Here is a 16,344-nt window from a genome sequence, read left to right as displayed (position 1 = left end):
CAGGGGCCGCTCAGCTGATCTGCAGGACGGCGTCCGGGCTGGTCTTGGTGTCCAGCCGGGCGCGGAGCACGTACTGCCCCGGCCCCACCGGCACCCGTGCCGCGGTGCACGTCGGCTCGCTGGTCGTCCCGCTCCAGGTCAGCGGGAAGACCACCTGCTCGCCGGGCGCGAGCGTGCGGGTGTCGCTGCTGGCCTCGGGGACGCAGTCGTTGCTGCCCCACAGCCGGTTGCCCCCCGCGTCGAGCAGCACCATCTCCTGCAGGCCCTTGTCGAGCACACGGGTGCAGGGCACGGTCGCGGTGTTGGTCACCACCAGCTCGAACACCGGCCGCGAGCCCGTCGCGACGGTGCCCGGGGTGCGCACCTCCAGGGCGAGGACCTCGTCGCGGCAGGGGGCGCCGGCCTCCTGCACCGGGGCCGCCGGGGCGGCCGTCGCCGGCGTCGGGGGGCTGGTGGGTGGCGGCGTCGGGGTCTGCACGCTGGCCAGTGACGGCACGACGCGGTCGAGGGCGGGAGCGCCGGCGGAGGTCGACGTCGTCGTCGCCTCGGCGGCCGTGGCCTCGCTGTCGGAACCGGTCAGCAGGGCCGCACCGAGCCACACCCCGCCGCCCAGGACGGCCAGCAGGAGGACCAGCACCAGGAGCCGCCGCCGCCAGTAGACGGCGGCCGGCAGGGGCCCGACCGGGTGCAGCACGCCGACGACCGTAGTCCGCGCCCGCTCCCCTCCCGAGGACGGCACGCCGCCCCACCGGGCAGGCACACTGGACCCCCGTGGACAGCCCCGTCGCAGCTCCCCCGACCGCCGCCGCGGCAGAGGCCGGCGACGCCCTCGTCGACTGGTACGACACCGCGGCGCGCGACCTCCCGTGGCGCCGTCCGGGCGTGGACCCGTGGGCGGTGCTGGTCAGCGAGGTCATGCTGCAGCAGACGCCGGTCGCACGGGTCGAGCCGGTGTGGCGGGAGTGGGTGCGGCGGTGGCCCACCCCCGCGGACCTGGCCGCCGCCTCACCGGCCGAGGTCATCCGCGCGTGGGGCAAGCTCGGCTACCCGCGCCGCGCGCTGCGGCTGCGGGAGACCGCCGCCGCGCTGGTCGAGCGGCACGGGGGCGTCGTCCCGGCCGACGTGGCGGCCCTGGAGGCGCTGCCGGGGATCGGCACCTACACCGCCCGGGCGGTCGCCTGCTTCGGCCACGGCCGGCCGCAGCCGGTCGTGGACACCAACGTGCGCCGGGTGGTGGCCCGGCTGGTGCACGGCCGGGCCGAGGCGGGGACCGCGCGCGCCGCCGACCTCGCCGACGTCGCGGCGCTCGCCCCGGCCGACCGGGACCGCGCGGTGCGCTTCTCGGTGGCGGCGATGGAGCTGGGGGCGCTGGTCTGCGTGGCCCGGACCCCGCGCTGCGCCGTCTGCCCGGTCCGGGACCGCTGCGCCTGGCGGCTGGCCGGCGCTCCGGCGGCCGACGGGCCGCCGCGTCGGGTGCAGCGCTTCGCCGGCACCGACCGGCAGGTGCGCGGCCGGCTGCTCGACGTCCTGCGCGCCGCGGAGGGCCCGGTCCCCGCCGCGGCGCTGGACGCGGCCTGGGACGACGCGGCACAGCGCGCCCGCTGCCTGGACTCCCTGCTCGCCGACGGTCTGCTCGAGCAGCTGGCCGACGGCCGCTTCACGCTGCCCGCCTAAGGCTCAGGGGCGCCGGCGCGGGGTGAGGTCGCGGAAGGTCATCAGCCACCCGGCCAGCGCCGCGAGGCCGCAGAGGACCAGCAGGACGGCGCGCAGGACGGTCGGCAGCCGCGTGCCGTCGACCACGACCAGCGTGGCGCCGACCATCGCCGCGGCGATCAGCAGCCCGCCGTAGACCGGCGTGCGCCTCGGGTGGTCACCGCGCGCCACGGCCACCTCCTCCCGCCCGGGTGGCGTCCTCCCGCACCGCAGCGCGTCCTCCCCCACCGCAGCGCGTCCTCCCCCACCGTGGGCGGTGAGGGAGGACGCGCCACGATCAGGTCAGCTGATCGTGGCCGCCCCGGGCAGGGGACGGCACAGGGGCCGCCTCCCGGGGTGGGAGACGGCCCCTGTGGTCGGGCTATCGGGTCACTGGCTCTTCTTGAGCGAGGTGGGCCCGTCGCCGTCCTCGTCGTCACCGACCGCCAGGGCGACCGGCGGGGTGTCGGGGACGTCGATCGGCTTGGCCTCGCCGCGGAAGGTGAAGGTCGCGGTCGGGCCCTCGCCCTCCACGTCCACCACGATGATCTGACCGGCGGTCAGCTCGCCGTAGAGGATCTTCTCCGACAGCGCGTCCTCGATCTCGCGCTGGATGGTCCGGCGCAGCGGCCGGGCGCCCAGCACCGGGTCGAACCCGCGGTGCGCCAGCAGCTTCTTGGCGTCCTGCGTGATCTCCAGCGACATGTCCTTGTTGGCCAGCTGGCCCTCCACGCGGGCGACCATGAGGTCGACGATCTCGATGATCTCGTCCTCGGTCAGCTGGTGGAACACGACGATGTCGTCGATGCGGTTGAGGAACTCCGGCCGGAAGTGCTGCTTGAGCTCCTCGTTGACCTTGAGCTTCATCCGCTCGTAGTTCGACTGCGCGTCGTTGCCGACCTGGAAGCCCAGACCCACGGCCTTGGAGATGTCCCGCGTACCGAGGTTGGTCGTGAGGATCAGGATCGTGTTCTTGAAGTCCACGATCCGGCCCTGACCGTCGGTGAGCCGGCCGTCCTCCAGCACCTGCAGGAGCGTGTTGAACACGTCCGCGTGCGCCTTCTCGATCTCGTCGAAGAGGACCACCGAGAACGGCTTGCGCCGCACCTTCTCGGTCAGCTGGCCGCCCTCGTCGTAACCGACGTAACCGGGAGGCGCACCGACGAGTCGCGACACGGTGAACCGGTCGTGGAACTCGCCCATGTCGATCTGGATGAGCGCGTCGTCCTCGCCGAAGAGGAACTGCGCGAGCGCCTTGGCCAGCTCGGTCTTACCGACACCCGAGGGGCCGGCGAAGATGAACGAGCCACCGGGGCGACGCGGGTCCTTGAGGCCCGCGCGGGTGCGCCGGATCGCCTGGGAGACGCTCTTGATGGCCTCCTCCTGCCCGATGATGCGCTTGTGGAGCTCGTCCTCCATGCGCAGCAGGCGGGTGGTCTCCTCCTCGGTGAGCTTGAAGACGGGGATGCCGGTCCAGTTCGCCAGCACCTCGGCGATCTGCTCGTCGTCGACCTCGGCGACGACGTCCATGTCGCCGGCCTTCCACGCCTTCTCGCGCTCGGCCTTCTCGCCCAGGAGGGTCTTCTCCTTGTCGCGCAGCGACGCGGCCTTCTCGAAGTCCTGCGCGTCGATCGCCGACTCCTTCTCGCGGCGGATGGTCGCGATCCGGTCGTCGAACTCGCGCAGGTCCGGCGGCGCGGTCATCCGCTTGATCCGCATCCGGGCGCCGGCCTCGTCGATCAGGTCGATCGCCTTGTCGGGCAGGAAGCGGTCGGAGATGTAGCGGTCGGCCAGCGTCGCGGCGGCGACCAGGGCGCCGTCGGTGATGCTGATCCGGTGGTGCGCCTCGTACCGGTCGCGCAGGCCCTTGAGGATCTCGATCGTGTGGGTGAGCGTCGGCTCGCCCACCTGGATCGGCTGGAAGCGGCGCTCCAGCGCGGCGTCCTTCTCCAGGTGCTTGCGGTACTCGTCGAGCGTGGTGGCACCGATGGTCTGCAGCTCGCCGCGGGCCAGCATCGGCTTGAGGATGCTGGCGGCGTCGATCGCACCCTCGGCGGCACCGGCACCGACGAGGGTGTGGATCTCGTCGATGAACAGGATGATGTCGCCGCGGGTGCGGATCTCCTTGAGGACCTTCTTCAGGCGCTCCTCGAAGTCACCGCGGTAGCGCGACCCGGCCACGAGGGCGCCGAGGTCGAGGGTGTAGAGCTGCTTGTCCTTCAGCGTCTCGGGGACCTCGCCCTTGACGATCGCCTGGGCCAGGCCCTCGACGACGGCGGTCTTGCCGACGCCAGGCTCGCCGATGAGGACGGGGTTGTTCTTGGTCCGCCGCGAGAGGACCTGCATGACCCGCTCGATCTCCTTGGCCCGCCCGATGACCGGGTCGAGCTTGGAGTCGCGCGCGGCCTGGGTCAGGTTGCGGCCGAACTGGTCGAGGACCAGCGAGGTCGACGGCGTGCCCTCCGAGGGGCCGCCGGCGGCGGCCGGCTCCTTGCCCTGGTAACCCGACAGCAGCTGGATGACCTGCTGGCGGACGCGGTTGAGGTCGGCACCCAGCTTCACCAGGACCTGGGCGGCGACGCCCTCGCCCTCGCGGATGAGGCCGAGCAGGATGTGCTCGGTGCCGATGTAGTTGTGGCCGAGCTGCAGCGCCTCGCGCAGCGACAGCTCCAGCACCTTCTTCGCCCGCGGGGTGAACGGGATGTGGCCGGAGGGGGCCTGCTGGCCCTGGCCGATGATCTCCTCGACCTGCTGGCGGACGCCCTCGAGCGAGATGCCGAGGGACTCGAGGGCCTTGGCCGCGACACCCTCACCCTCGTGGATCAGGCCCAGGAGGATGTGTTCGGTGCCGATGTAGTTGTGGTTGAGCATCCGGGCCTCTTCCTGGGCCAGGACAACCACCCGACGGGCTCGGTCGGTGAACCGTTCGAACATCTGCTGCTTCTCCTCTGACCGGCTGGTCCGGCACTGTCCTCCCCACGAGCGGGGAGGAGCACCCGACGTCCGTCGGCGCGCTGGGGCACCGGTCTTTCCACTGTAGTCACGGACCACGCCGTCCCGTCGGCGCACGACCGGGGGTCGGTGGGTGGCTGCCCGGTCCAACCGATCGTGGCCGGGCGGTGTTCCGGTGCCGTTACGCCGACAGCGGACGGCGCGTCGCGGTGCCGCGACGCCGACGGCCCGGCACCTGTGGGTGCCGGGCCGTCGGCGTCGGGAAGGACCTCACTGCCCCCCGCCGCTCGCGAGCCTGCTGACGTGCTGGAACGGCCCCCTCGCAGGGGCCCGCCCCGAGCGGAGCGAGGGGTGGGGGGCGAGGGGGTCCTTCCTCAGTGGGCTGCTTCGTAGGCCTCGACGACGCTGGCGGGGATGCGGCCCCGGTCGCTGACGTTGTGGCCGTTCTTGCGAGCCCAGTCGCGGATGGCACCGGCCTGCTCGCGGTCCATGCGGCCACCGCCGCCGGTGGCGCGGGAGCGACCGCCGCCCGAGGCCCGTCCGACGCCGCGGCCGACCTTGCGGGCGGCCTGCACGTACCGGGAGAAGGTGTCGCGCAGTTCCGTCGCGTTCTTCTCCGACAGGTCGATCTCGTAGTTCGTGCCGTCGATCGAGAAGCTCACCGTCTCGTCGGCGGGGAGGTCCTCGTCGAGGTCGTCACTGAGGATGACCTGCACCTTGCGCGCCATTATCGCTGTTCCTCTCAGTCCCCCGGCACAGGGCCGGTATCGGATTGTCGTCCGCCTGCTCCGGACACCGGGACCATTCGACCACACAATCCACGGGACGCACCAATCACGCGGAGTGACCCGCCCATTCCGGGGGAGAAAAACCACGGCGAATACGAGCACGACACCGTTTCACGAGAGCGGGCGCACCAAGGGGAAGAGGATGGTCTCGCGGATACCGAGGCCGGTGAGCGTCATCATCAGGCGGTCGATCCCCATGCCCACTCCACCGGTGGGCGGCATGCCGTACTCGAGCGCCTCGAGGAAGTCCTCGTCGAGCACCATGGCCTCGGGGTCACCGGCGGCGGCCAGCAGCGCCTGCTGGGTGAACCGCTCGCGCTGGGCCACCGGGTCGACCAGCTCGGAGTAGCCGGTGCCCCGCTCGAGGCCGCCGATGTAGAGGTCCCACTTCTCGGCCAGCCCCGGGGTGGAGCGGTGGGCGCGGGTCAGCGGCGAGGTGTCGACCGGGTAGTCGACGACGAACGTCGGTGCCTGCAGCGAGTCCTGCACGAGCGCCTCGAAGAGCTCCTCCACCACCTTGCCGGGCAGCCACGCCGGGTCGACGCCGACGTCGTGCCGTTCGGCGAGAGCCCGCAGCCGCTCGGGCGGGGTCTGCGGGGTGACCTCCTCGCCGACGGCGTCGGACACCAGCGCGTACAGCGGCACCTGCGGCCACTCCCCCGACAGGTCGACCTCGGTGCCGTCGTGGTGGCGGGCGACGAGGTCGCCGAACAGCGCGGTGCAGCTCTCCTGGACCAGCTCCCGGGTGGTGCGGGCGACGTCGGTGTAGTCGGCGTGGGCCTCGTAGAACTCCAGCATCGCGAACTCCGGCGAGTGCGAGCTGTCGGCGCCCTCGTTGCGGAAGTTGCGGTTGATCTCGAAGACCTTCTCCAGCCCGCCGACGATGCACCGCTTGAGGAACAGCTCGGGTGCGATCCGCAGGTACAGGTCGAGGTCGAAGGCGTTCATGTGGGTGCGGAACGGCCGGGCGGCGGCGCCGCCGTGGACGGTCTGCAGCATGGGCGTCTCGACCTCGAGGAAGCCGCGGCCGGTCAGCCCCGCGCGCAGCGCCGCGACCACGGTGGCCCGCTGCCGCACCGTGCGCCGCGCCTCGTCGCGGACGATGAGGTCGACGTAGCGGCGCCGGACCCGCAGCTCCTCGCTCATCGGCCGGTGCGCCACCGGCAGCGGCCGCAGCGCCTTGGCCGCCAGCTGCCAGGAGTCGGCGAAGACCGACAGCTCGCCGCGCCGCGACGTCCCGACCTCCCCGGTGACCAGCACGTGGTCGCCGAGGTCGACGTCGGCCTTCCACGCGGCCAGCGCGTCCTCGCCGACCCGGTCGCGGGAGAGCATCACCTGCAGCTCGGCGTCGCCCTCGCGCAGCGTCGCGAAGCACAGCTTGCCGGTGTTACGGCTGAAGATGACCCGGCCGGTGACGCCGACCCGCTCGCCGGTCATGGTGTCCGGCTCGAGGTCGGGGTGCTCCGCCCGGACGTCGGCCAGCGACGCCGTCCGAGCGACGGTGACCGGGTAGGGGTCGACGCCGGCCTCCCGCAGCCGGTCGAGCTTGGCGCGGCGGACGCGCACCTGCTCGGGGAGCTCGTCGTCCGGGGAGCCGGGGGGCAGGTCGGTCACGGCGCCCGAGCCTACGGGCGTGGGCCGCGCCACCCCGTCACGCTCCCTGGCGGCGGCCGGGCGCCTGCTGGCGCTCGAAGGCCAGCCGCAGGCCGTGCACGGTGAGGTCGGGCTCGCGCTCGGCGATGGTCCGGCAGCTGTCGGCGACCAGCGGCGCGAGCCCGCCGGTGGCGACGACGACCGGCGCCGCCCCGAACTGGGCCACCAGCTCGGCGGCGATGCGGCCGACCAGCCCGTCGACCAGGCCGGCGAAGCCGAGCACCAGGCCCGACTGCAGCGCCGCGACGGTGTTCTTGCCGATCGCCTGCGGCGGCACGGTCAGCTCGACCGAGCGCAGCTGGGCGGCCCGGCTGGCCAGCGCCTCCAGGCTCACCTCGACGCCGGGCGCCAGCGCCCCGCCGAGGAACTGCCCGTCGGGGCCGACGGCGTCGACGTTGGTCGAGGTGCCGAAGTCGACGACCACGACCGGCTGCGGCCCCCCGTCGGGCCGGCGGCCGAAGAGCTCGTGCGCGGCCAGCGCGGTGACCACCCGGTCGGCGCCGACCTCGCGCGGGTTGTCCACGTGCAGCGGGACGCCGGTGCGCACCCCGGGGCCGATGAGCACCACCGGCACCTCGAGGGAGTCCAGCAGCGCGCGCAGCGCCGGCAGCAGCGCCGGCACGGTGGAGCAGACGGCGACGCCGGTGACCTCGGTGTCGCGCAGCAGCCCGCGCCAGAGCATCCGCAGCTCGTCGGAGGTGGCCCGGGCGTGCGTGGTCACCCGCCAGCCGCCGACCCGCCGGGCGCCGTCGAAGGTGGCCAGCACGGTCTGGCTGTTGCCGACGTCGACGGTGAGCAGCACGGGGCTCAGCTCCGCAGGTCCAGGGCGAGGTCGAGGATCGGCGAGGAGTGCGTGAGGGCGCCGACCGACAGGAAGTCCACGCCGGTGGCGGCGACCTCGCGGGCGACGGCGAGGGTGAGCCCGCCGGTGGCCTCCAGCTCCGCGCGGCCGCCCACCAGCGCCACGACCTCGCGCAGCACCGCCGGCGGCATGTTGTCCAGCAGCAGGAAGTCCGCGCCGGCCTCGACCGCCTCGACCGCCTGGGCCGGGGTGTCGGCCTCCACCTGCACCGGCACCCGCGGCGCCCGCTCGCGGACGGCGGCGACCGCGGCGGCCACCGACCCGGCCGCGGCGACGTGGTTGTCCTTGACCATCGCGACGTCGTAGAGGCCCATCCGCTTGTTCGACCCGCCGCCGCAGCGCACCGCGTACTTCTCCAGCGGGCGCAGGCCCGGCGTGGTCTTGCGGGTGTCCAGGACGACCGCCCCGGTGCCCTCGACGGCGTCGACCCAGGCACGCGTGGCGGTGGCGATGCCGCTGGCCCGGCTGGCGATGTTCAGCGCGCTGCGCTCGGCGGCCAGCAGCGCCCGCACCGGGCCGCGGACGGTGAGCAGCACGTCGCCGCGGCGCACCCGGTCGCCGTCGGCGGCACCGGCGGTCAGGGTGGCGCCGGGCGCCAGGCGGGTGAACACCCGCGCGGCCACCGGCAGGCCGGCCACGACGCCGTCGGCACGGGCGACCAGGTCCGCGGTGCCGAGCTGCGCCGGCGGCACCGTGGCGGCGCTGGTGACGTCGTAGGAGACGGCGAGGTCGGGCGCGCCGGGCAGGGCGGCGCCGCCAGCGAGGTCCTCGGCCAGGGTGCGCTCGACCAGGTCGTCGACCCAGGCCTCCGACAGCCCGGTGCCCTCCAGGGAGCGCGGGTCGGAGGTCACCACGCCGCTCCCGCCGGGGTGCCGACCGGGCGGCGGGTCAGCCGCAGCCGGCCGTCGTCGTCGAGGCGCACGTCGAGGTGCACCCGCCAGTCGTCGGCGGTCCCGGGGCGGTCCTCGCGCCAGTGGCAGCCGCGGGTCTCCTCCCGGGCGGTGGCCGCGGCGGTCAGGGCGCCGGCGACGGTGAGCAGGTCGGTGGCCTCCCAGCCGGCCACCCCGGGAGCCGCCTCGGTGCCGAGGCCACCGGCGAGGGCGGCCAGCCGGGCGGTCGCCTCGGCCAGTCCTCCTCCGCTGCGCAGCGCCCCCACCCGGCCCGACATGGTGTCGGTGACCGCGCGGCGGCCGGCCGGGTCGAGCAGGCCGGCCGTCGCCGGCACCGCCTCGCACAGCTCCCCGGCCGGCGGCAGGGATCCGGCCAGCTCCGCGCCGATGCGGGCGGCGAAGACCAGCCCCTCGAGCAGCGAGTTCGACGCCAGCCGGTTGGCCCCGTGCACGCCGGTGCAGGCCACCTCGCCGCAGGCGTAGAGGCCCGCGACGGTGGTGCGCCCGGCCAGGTCGGTGACCAGCCCGCCCGAGGCGTAGTGGGCGGCGGGGGTGACCGGCACCAGGTCGGTGACCGGGTCGATGCCCTCGGCCCGGCAGCGGGCGACGATCGTGGGGAACCGGCCGGCCAGGCCGGGGACGCCGCGGGCGTCGAGCCACACGTGGTCGACGCCGTCCCGCAGCTGCACGCCGGTGACCGCCTTGGCGACGACGTCGCGCGGGGCGAGCTCGGCCAGCGGGTGGACGCCGACCATGAACCGCTCCCCCGCGCCGTCGCGCAGCACCGCGCCTTCTCCGCGCAGTGCCTCGCTCACCAGCGGCTGCTGCCCGCGGACGCCGGGGCCGAGGTACAGCGACGTCGGGTGGAACTGGACGAACTCCAGGTCGGTGGCCACCGCGCCCGCACGCAGGCCGAGGGCCACGCCGTCGCCGGTGGACACCGAGGGGTTGGTGGTGGCGGCGTAGACCTGCCCCATCCCGCCGGTGGCGAGCACGACCGCACGGGCGCGCACCGCGCCGACGCCGTCCTCGGTGCCCTCGCCGAGCACGTGCAGGGTGACGCCGGCCGCGCGCCCGCCGGCGTCGCGCAGCAGGTCGAGGACCATCGCGTGCTCGACGAGGGTGATGCCCGGGTCGGCGTGCACCGCCGCGCACAGCGCGCGCATGACCTCCGCGCCGGTCGCGTCGCCGCCGGCGTGCACGATCCGGTCGGCGGAGTGCCCGCCCTCGCGGGTCAGCAGGAGGCCCCCGGCGGCGTCGCGGTCGAAGGCGGCGCCCCACTCGATGAGCTGGCGCAGCCGCGCCGGCCCCTCGGTGACCAGCGCTCGCACCGCCTCCGGCTCGCAGAGCCCGACGCCGGCCACCTCGGTGTCGCGGGCGTGCGCCTCCGCGGTGTCGGCTGGATCGAGGACGGCGGCGATCCCGCCCTGCGCCCAGCGCGTCGAGCCGTCGTCGACCCGCACCTTGGTGACGACGGCGACCGAGAGCCCGGCCGCCCGCGCGTGCAGCGCGACGCACAGGCCGGCGACGCCGGAGCCGACCACGCAGACGTCGGCCGCGAGCTGCCAGCCCGGCGCGGGGGCGGCCAGCCGGGTGGGCAGGCCGACGACGGGCGCCAGCGCCGTCACCGGACCGGCACACCCAGGTCGCTCCGCCCTCCCGGCCCCCTCGCGGGTCCCGTGCCGAGCGTGCGAGGGGCGGGGAGGAGGGGGTCCTCCTGCTCGTCCTCCCCTCCGCTCGCGAGCTCGCGAGGGACCCCGGGACGAGGCCGGGAAGCGGTTGCCAGCGGGCTCCGCCGATGGTCCTCTGCGCCGGGGACCGGGGCCGAGGGGTCCCCGCCCAGCGCGACGACGCGGTTGGCGGCGTCGACGTGCACGACCCTCGGGACGTGGCGCTCGACCTCGGCCTCGTCCATCAGGCCGTAGCTGATCAGGATCACCAGGTCGCCGGGGTGCACCAGGTGCGCGGCGGCGCCGTTGATGCCGATGACGCCGGTGCCGCGCTCGCCGGGGATGACGTAGGTCTCCAGCCGGGCGCCGTTGGTGACGTCGACGATGGCGACCTGCTCGCCGGGGAGCAGGTCGGCGGCGTCGAGCAGGTCCTCGTCGATCGTCACCGAGCCCACGTAGTGCAGGTCGGCCTGGGTGACCGTCGCCCGGTGGATCTTCGACTTGAGCATCGTGCGCATCATCGGGTCCCTCCGAGCCGGACGGCGGTGTTGTCGAGGAGCCGGGTGCTGCCGGCGCGGGCGGCGACCAGCAGCCGGGCGGGGCCCGTGGACGGCGCCGGCCCGAGGTCGGGGTCGGTCAGCTCCAGGTAGTCCTGGACCAGGTCGGGCGCCCCGGCCAGGACGGCCCGGGCGGCGGCCAGGACGGCGTCGGCGCCCCGCGGTCCGGCGTCGGCGCCGGCCCGCAGCGCGCGCGAGATGGTGACGGCCGTGGCCCGCTGCTCCGGGGAGAGGTAGCGGTTGCGGGAGGACAGCGCCAGGCCGTCGTCCTCGCGGACGGTGGGCACGCCGACGACCTCCAGTGGCAGCACCAGCTCGCGCACCATCGCCCGGATCAGGGTGAGCTGCTGGTAGTCCTTCTCGCCGAAGACCGCGAGGTCGGGGCGGGCCAGCCCGAACAGCTTGGCGACGACGGTCAGCACCCCGGTGAAGTGGCCGGGCCGGACGGCGCCCTCCAGCACGTCACCGAGCGGACCGGGGTGCACGGTGACACCGGCCGCGCCGGGCGGGTAGACCTCCTCCACCGGCGGGTGGAAGACGACGTCGGCGCCCTCCTCGGCCAGCGCGGCGAGGTCGGCGTCCCACGTGCGGGGGTAGCGGTCGAGGTCCTCGCCGGGGCCGAACTGGGTCGGGTTGACGAAGACCGAGACGACGACGCTGCCGGCGCGCTCGCGGGCGGCGCGCACCAGGGTGCGGTGCCCCTCGTGCAGGGCGCCCATCGTCGGCACGAGGGCCACCGGGCCGGGGAGGGCGGCGCGCAGCCGGGCCAGCTCGGCGGTGGTCTCGGCGACGGCCGGCCGGGTCACGGTGGTCACCGGGAGCCCGCCGGGTCAGCGGCCTCGTACAGCAGGTCGAGCAGCGGGACGCCCTCGTGCCGCTTGAGCCGGCCGGCGTCCAGGGCCCGCTCGGTGGTCCGCTGCGCCATCGCCACGTAGGCCGCGACCGATGCCGGCGCCCGCTCGGTGAGCGTCAGCAGGTGGTCGCGCACGGTGCCGACGTCGCCCCGGCTGACCGGCCCGGTGAGGCCCCGGTCGCCGCGGCGCAGGCCGTTGTCGAGCGCGGCGGTCAAGAGCGGGGTCAGCACGCGGGCGGGCGAGCCGACGCCGGCGGCGCGCAGCAGGTCGGCCGCCTCGGCGACGAGGGTGACCAGGTGGTTGGCGCCGGTCACCAGCGCCGCGTGGTACAGCTGCCGGTCGTCCTCGGCGACGAAGAACGGGTCGCCGCCCATCTCCAGCACCAGCGTCTCGGCGACCGGCCGGTGCCGGGGGCGGCTGGTGACGCCGAACGGGGCGTCGACGAGCCGCTCGGCGTCCTCGGGGGCGCCGGTGAAGGTCATCGCGGGGTGCAGCGCCAGCGGCAGGACGCCGGCCCGCTCGGCGGGCTCCAGGACGGCGAGGCCGTGCGCGCCGGAGGTGTGGAAGGCGAGCTGGCCGGCCCGCCACATCCCGGTCTCGGCCAGGCCGGCGACCAGGCCGGGGAGCGTGTCGTCGGGGACGGCGAGGACGACCAGGTCGGCCGCGGCCACGACCTCGTCGGCGGGCAGGAGCGGGACACCGGGCAGCAGCCGGGCGGCGCGCTCGGCGGAGGCGGGGGACAGGCCGGCCGCGGCGACCACGTCGTGGCCGGCGGCGGCGAGAGCGGCGCCCAGGACGGCGCCGACGCGGCCGGCGCCGATCACGCCGACGCGGAGGCGGGCGGGGGCGCTGGCGGCGGGCGGGAGCCCGGCAGCGCGGGGGGTCCTGCGGGCAGCAGGCATCGGTGCACCTCTCGTTCCAGTCCCTGCCGGGTACCGGACTCGGGTCGGGCCGCCGTCGTCGGCGGCCCGGTCGTGCGGGTCGAGCGGGTCGTGCGGGTCGTGCGGGTCGTTCCGGCGGCCGCCCCGCTGCGACCAGGTGTGTCACGCGGGCAGGCGCCGATCGCGAGTGTGGGACGCCCCGCGCGCCGCTGCAACGCAACGCCCGTGTGGGGTGGGTCACGCCGCCCGGGCCCCCGGGGTGAGGACGGCGCCGTTCCGGTGCGGCCCTACCGTGAGCGACGGCGACCGGCACCGGGGCCGGGCGCGCGGACACGAGGAGTTCCGTGAACACGTTCGAGGGGCGCACCGCGCTGGTCACCGGCGGCAGCCGCGGCATCGGGCTGGCGATCGCCCGCAGCCTGGTCGACCGGGGGGCGCGGGTGGTGCTCACCGCCCGCAAGCCGGAGGCGCTGGAGGAGGCGGTCACCGCCCTCGGCGGCGCGGACGTCGCCGTGGGGGTGCCCGGCCACGCCGGTGACGCCGGGCACCGCGCCGAGGCCGTCCGCACCGCGGTCGAGCGCTTCGGCAGCCTCGACCTGCTCGTCGGCAACGTCGGGATCAACCCGGTCTACGGACCGCTGGTGGACCTCGACCTCGACGCCTTCCGCAAGATCCTCGACACCAACGTCGTCGGCACGCTGGGCCTGGTGCAGGAGGCCTGGCGGGCGTGGATGGCCGAGCACGGCGGCTCGGTGCTCGTCGTCGCCTCGGTGGCCGGGCTCAAGGCCTCGCCGATGATCGGCGGGTACGGCATCAGCAAGGCGGCGCTGGTCAACCTGGTGACGCAGCTGGCCGTGGAGCTCGGACCGACGGTCACCGTCAACGCCGTCGCCCCGGCCGTCGTGAAGACCCGCTTCGCCGGCGCGCTGTACGAGGGCCGCGAGGAGGAGGCCGCCCGCGCCTATCCCGCCGGTCGGCTGGGTGAGCCCGAGGACGTCGGCGAGGCCGCGGCCTACCTGCTCGGCGCCGGCTGGGTCACCGGCCAGACGCTGGTGCTCGACGGCGGCGCGCTCTCCCGCGGCCCCGCCTGAGGAAGGACCCCCTCGCCCCCCGCCACTCGCAGGCTCGCGGCGGGGCCCCTGCGAGGGGGCCGTCCCCCGCCCGCCGTCGGGGTGGGTCAGCGGCCGAGGACCCGGGCGAGGACGTCGTCGCCGGGGTCCTCGTCGCGGTAGCGGTGCCGGCGGCCGCCAGGGGTGACGCCGCTCTCGGCGAGGATCTGCGCCAGCCGCGCCGACCCGGCGTCGTCCGGCTGCGACGCGACCGCCGCGGAGGCGGCCGGCGACCACCCGCCCGCGGCGTGGCCGGCCGCGGCGGCGTGCACGGCCGGCCGCTCGACCGTCAGCTGCTCGGCCGCGACGGGCGCCGAGAGCGGTGCTCCCACCGGGTCGGTGCGGCGACGGCGCAGGGCCGCCCCGTCGTCCGCCCCGTCGTCCGCGGTGCCACCCGCCTCCTCCCGCACCGGGACCGGGCGCAGCGGCGGCGGCGGGTGGACGGCCGGCGCGGGGTCCACCCCCGGCAGGGCCGTGGTCGGGACGGGCGCCTCCTGCGGACGCCGGTCGTCGCGGGACGGCACCGGCCGGCCGGCGGACAGGTCGCGGGCGACGTCGGCGTGCCAGGCCGTGGTCGCGGGCTCGAGGAGCTCCCGACCGGGCGTCGCCCGGACCGACTGGGTGCGCATGACCAGGCGCTCGACGTGCATCTCGCCCGACAGCCGCTCGGTCAGCTCGGTCCGCAGCCGGCCGACGTCGGCCCGCAGGTCACCGAGCCCCTCGAGCTGCCCGCGCAGGGCGGCGACGGCGGCCAGTTCCCCGCGCAGGGCGGCGACTGCCGCCAGCTCCTCGCGCAGTCCGCTCAGCCCGGACAGGCCCGCGCGCAGGCCGGCCAGCTCCGCGCGCAGCGCGTCCAGCTCCGCGCGCATCGCCTCCTCGGCCTCGCGGCGCAGGGAGCTCTCCAGCTCCAGCTCGAACTGCTGGCGGGCGGCGACCTCGCGCTCGAGCTCCCGGTCGTAGGCCGAGCGCAGCTCCGCCTCGACCGCCGCCACGTCGGCCGCGAGGCTGCCGGCGGCGGGGGTGTCGGCGGCGGGGGCGTCGGCGGCGGACGGGTCGGCTCCCCGGTGGCGCCCGGCCGCGAACGCCGCGGCCAGGCAGGCCCAGGCGACGGCGACCACGGCGACCCGGAGCAGCTGCGGGTCGTCGGTCAGGAAGACGGCGGCGGTGGCGGCGAGAGCCACCAGGCAGCCGGCGGTCAGCCCGGCGGCCCGCAGTCGCGGGGAGCCGGCTGCAGCCGGTGCCCGACGGGTCGCCGCGTCGTCTCCCCGCACGGGCTCAGGGTAACGCTGAGCGAACGGCCGACTCCGGCACGCAGGCGGCTGCGTGCCGGAGTCGGCCGTGCACGGGGTCGTGCTCAGCGCTGGGCGAGGGCGCCGTCGGAGCTGAAGACCAGGCCCATGGAGACCTCGCCCTGCTGGATGGCGGCCTTGGTGGCGGGGCCGCCGGCGTCGAACTCGCGGAACTCGGCGAACTGGAGGCCGTAGGTCTCCTCCAGACCCGGCTGGCAGAACGACCGGGTCGGGCACTCGGCCGGGCCCCCGAGGACGAGGGAGCCGTCCCCGCAGGCGTCGGCGAGCTCCGACAGCGTGGTGACGCCGAGACCGTCGGCGAACTCCTGCGTCACCGCGAAGGCGTTCTGGTCGGCGGCCTCCGACGGCTGGCCGAAGGTCAGCCCGACCTGGTCGGCCAGTGGCTGCAGGGCGTCCCGGGTGGCCTGCGCGTCGCCGCTGGCCATCTGCGCGGCGTCGGGACCGTTGACCTGCGTGTTGAGCGCCTCGGTGACGGTGGCCAGGTACTCGGGGAACACCTGCAGGTCGGTGCCCGAGATGAGGGCCGGCAGGTAGAGGTCGCGGTTGCCGACCTCGCGGACCGAGGCGTCGAAGCCGGCCGCGTCGAGGACCCCGGCGTAGACGTTGGCCAGGACCGTCGACTCGGTGAAGTTGCCCGCCCCGACCACGATCGGGCCGCTGCCCGGCTCGAGACCCTCGGTGACGCCGCTGTCCTGGATCCAGGCTGCGGCGACGTCCTCGGCACTCTGCCGTTCGAGGTCGACGGCGGCGTTCATGTCGACGAGCTGGTCGGTGGTGAGCGCGGCCGAGACCGCGTCGAGCGCCGGGAGCACCGCCGGGTTGGCCGCCGCGGTGGCGGAGGTGACCGCCGGGACGATGTTGTCGGCGAGCTGCAGGTGCTGGTCGTCCTCGAGCACGACGAGCTGGTCGCCGGCCACCGGAGCGCAGGCGTCCCCGGTGGCGGCCGAGCCGCTGGCACCGGTGCTGCCGCCGGTGCCGGAGGAGCCGGACTCGCCGCAGGCCGCGGTCAGCAGCACTCCGGTCAGGAGGAGGGGGGCGAGGGCGCGTGCCTTGCGCATGGAGCCGCCTTCTGTGTCCCGTGCGGCGGGCGGCCGCGACGCGTGTCTGGCGGGGGTTCCCGCGCGGC

Annotated in this window: 15 protein-coding genes; 2 read left to right on the top strand and 13 right to left on the bottom strand. The window is 75.7% G+C overall.

Annotation, left to right across the window (positions count from 1 at the left end; translation table 11 throughout):
• Positions 1–10: 10 nt before the first annotated feature.
• Positions 11–694, bottom strand: coding sequence for a MucR family transcriptional regulator (locus tag ACU616_RS11325; protein WP_446758560.1), 684 nt, complete (start codon positions 692–694; stop codon positions 11–13).
• A 77-nt stretch (positions 695–771) separates the two neighbouring features.
• Between ACU616_RS11325 and ACU616_RS11320 the strand changes: the two genes are divergently transcribed.
• Positions 772–1,674, top strand: a complete 903-nt coding sequence (locus ACU616_RS11320) for an A/G-specific adenine glycosylase (RefSeq protein WP_446758559.1) — start codon at positions 772–774, stop codon at positions 1,672–1,674.
• A gap of 3 nt (positions 1,675–1,677) precedes the next feature.
• On the opposite strand, the gene ACU616_RS11315 is transcribed toward ACU616_RS11320, so the two are convergent.
• From ACU616_RS11315 to ACU616_RS11270, 10 genes are all read right to left on the bottom strand, one after another.
• Entirely contained in the window at positions 1,678–1,884 is a 207-nt protein-coding gene (locus ACU616_RS11315) for a hypothetical protein (protein ID WP_446758558.1), read from the bottom strand.
• Positions 1,885–2,082: 198 nt separating this feature from the next.
• The gene (locus tag ACU616_RS11310; RefSeq protein ID WP_446758557.1) at positions 2,083–4,626 is read right to left on the bottom strand and encodes an ATP-dependent Clp protease ATP-binding subunit; all 2,544 of its coding nucleotides are present in this window, start codon (positions 4,624–4,626) and stop codon (positions 2,083–2,085) included.
• 392 nt (positions 4,627–5,018) lie between these two features.
• Positions 5,019–5,372, bottom strand: a complete 354-nt coding sequence (locus ACU616_RS11305; protein WP_446758556.1) for a histone-like nucleoid-structuring protein Lsr2 — start codon at positions 5,370–5,372, stop codon at positions 5,019–5,021.
• A 171-nt stretch (positions 5,373–5,543) separates the two neighbouring features.
• On the bottom strand, positions 5,544–7,046 hold the full coding sequence (gene lysS / locus ACU616_RS11300; RefSeq protein ID WP_446758555.1) for a lysine--tRNA ligase: 1,503 nt from the start codon (positions 7,044–7,046) through the stop codon (positions 5,544–5,546).
• Between the two features lie 37 nt (positions 7,047–7,083).
• Positions 7,084–7,887, bottom strand: coding sequence for a type III pantothenate kinase (locus ACU616_RS11295; protein ID WP_446758554.1), 804 nt, complete (start codon positions 7,885–7,887; stop codon positions 7,084–7,086).
• Positions 7,888–7,892: 5 nt separating this feature from the next.
• Complete coding sequence (gene nadC / locus ACU616_RS11290) at positions 7,893–8,798, bottom strand: carboxylating nicotinate-nucleotide diphosphorylase (RefSeq protein ID WP_446758553.1); 906 nt, start codon at positions 8,796–8,798, stop codon at positions 7,893–7,895.
• Entirely contained in the window at positions 8,795–10,465 is a 1,671-nt protein-coding gene (locus tag ACU616_RS11285; RefSeq protein WP_446758552.1) for an L-aspartate oxidase, read from the bottom strand. Before ACU616_RS11285 ends, nadC begins: the two co-directional genes overlap by 4 nt.
• Positions 10,462–11,025, bottom strand: coding sequence for an aspartate 1-decarboxylase (panD, locus tag ACU616_RS11280; RefSeq protein WP_446758551.1), 564 nt, complete (start codon positions 11,023–11,025; stop codon positions 10,462–10,464). The genes ACU616_RS11285 and panD overlap by 4 nt, the downstream gene beginning before the upstream one ends.
• Positions 11,025–11,879, bottom strand: coding sequence for a pantoate--beta-alanine ligase (gene panC, locus ACU616_RS11275; protein WP_446758550.1), 855 nt, complete (start codon positions 11,877–11,879; stop codon positions 11,025–11,027). Before panC ends, panD begins: the two co-directional genes overlap by 1 nt.
• A complete protein-coding gene (locus tag ACU616_RS11270; protein ID WP_446758549.1) occupies positions 11,876–12,820 on the bottom strand; it encodes a Rossmann-like and DUF2520 domain-containing protein in 945 nt (314 codons plus the stop codon). The genes panC and ACU616_RS11270 overlap by 4 nt, the downstream gene beginning before the upstream one ends.
• Positions 12,821–13,143: 323 nt before the next feature.
• On the opposite strand from ACU616_RS11270, the gene ACU616_RS11265 reads away from it, so the two are divergent.
• Positions 13,144–13,890: an SDR family oxidoreductase gene (locus ACU616_RS11265; protein ID WP_446758548.1), complete on the top strand. Its 747-nt coding sequence runs from the start codon at positions 13,144–13,146 to the stop codon at positions 13,888–13,890.
• An 86-nt stretch (positions 13,891–13,976) separates the two neighbouring features.
• On the opposite strand, the gene ACU616_RS11260 is transcribed toward ACU616_RS11265, so the two are convergent.
• A complete protein-coding gene (locus ACU616_RS11260; RefSeq protein WP_446758547.1) occupies positions 13,977–15,179 on the bottom strand; it encodes a DUF6779 domain-containing protein in 1,203 nt (400 codons plus the stop codon).
• 83 nt (positions 15,180–15,262) lie between these two features.
• Entirely contained in the window at positions 15,263–16,276 is a 1,014-nt protein-coding gene (locus ACU616_RS11255) for a glycine betaine ABC transporter substrate-binding protein (protein WP_446758546.1), read from the bottom strand.
• Between the last annotated feature and the right edge of the window lie 68 nt (positions 16,277–16,344).

The organism is Geodermatophilus sp. URMC 62, from assembly GCF_052931475.1.
Note: the sequence above shows the minus strand (reverse complement) of the source record. Positions and strands in the feature narration are given on the sequence as shown.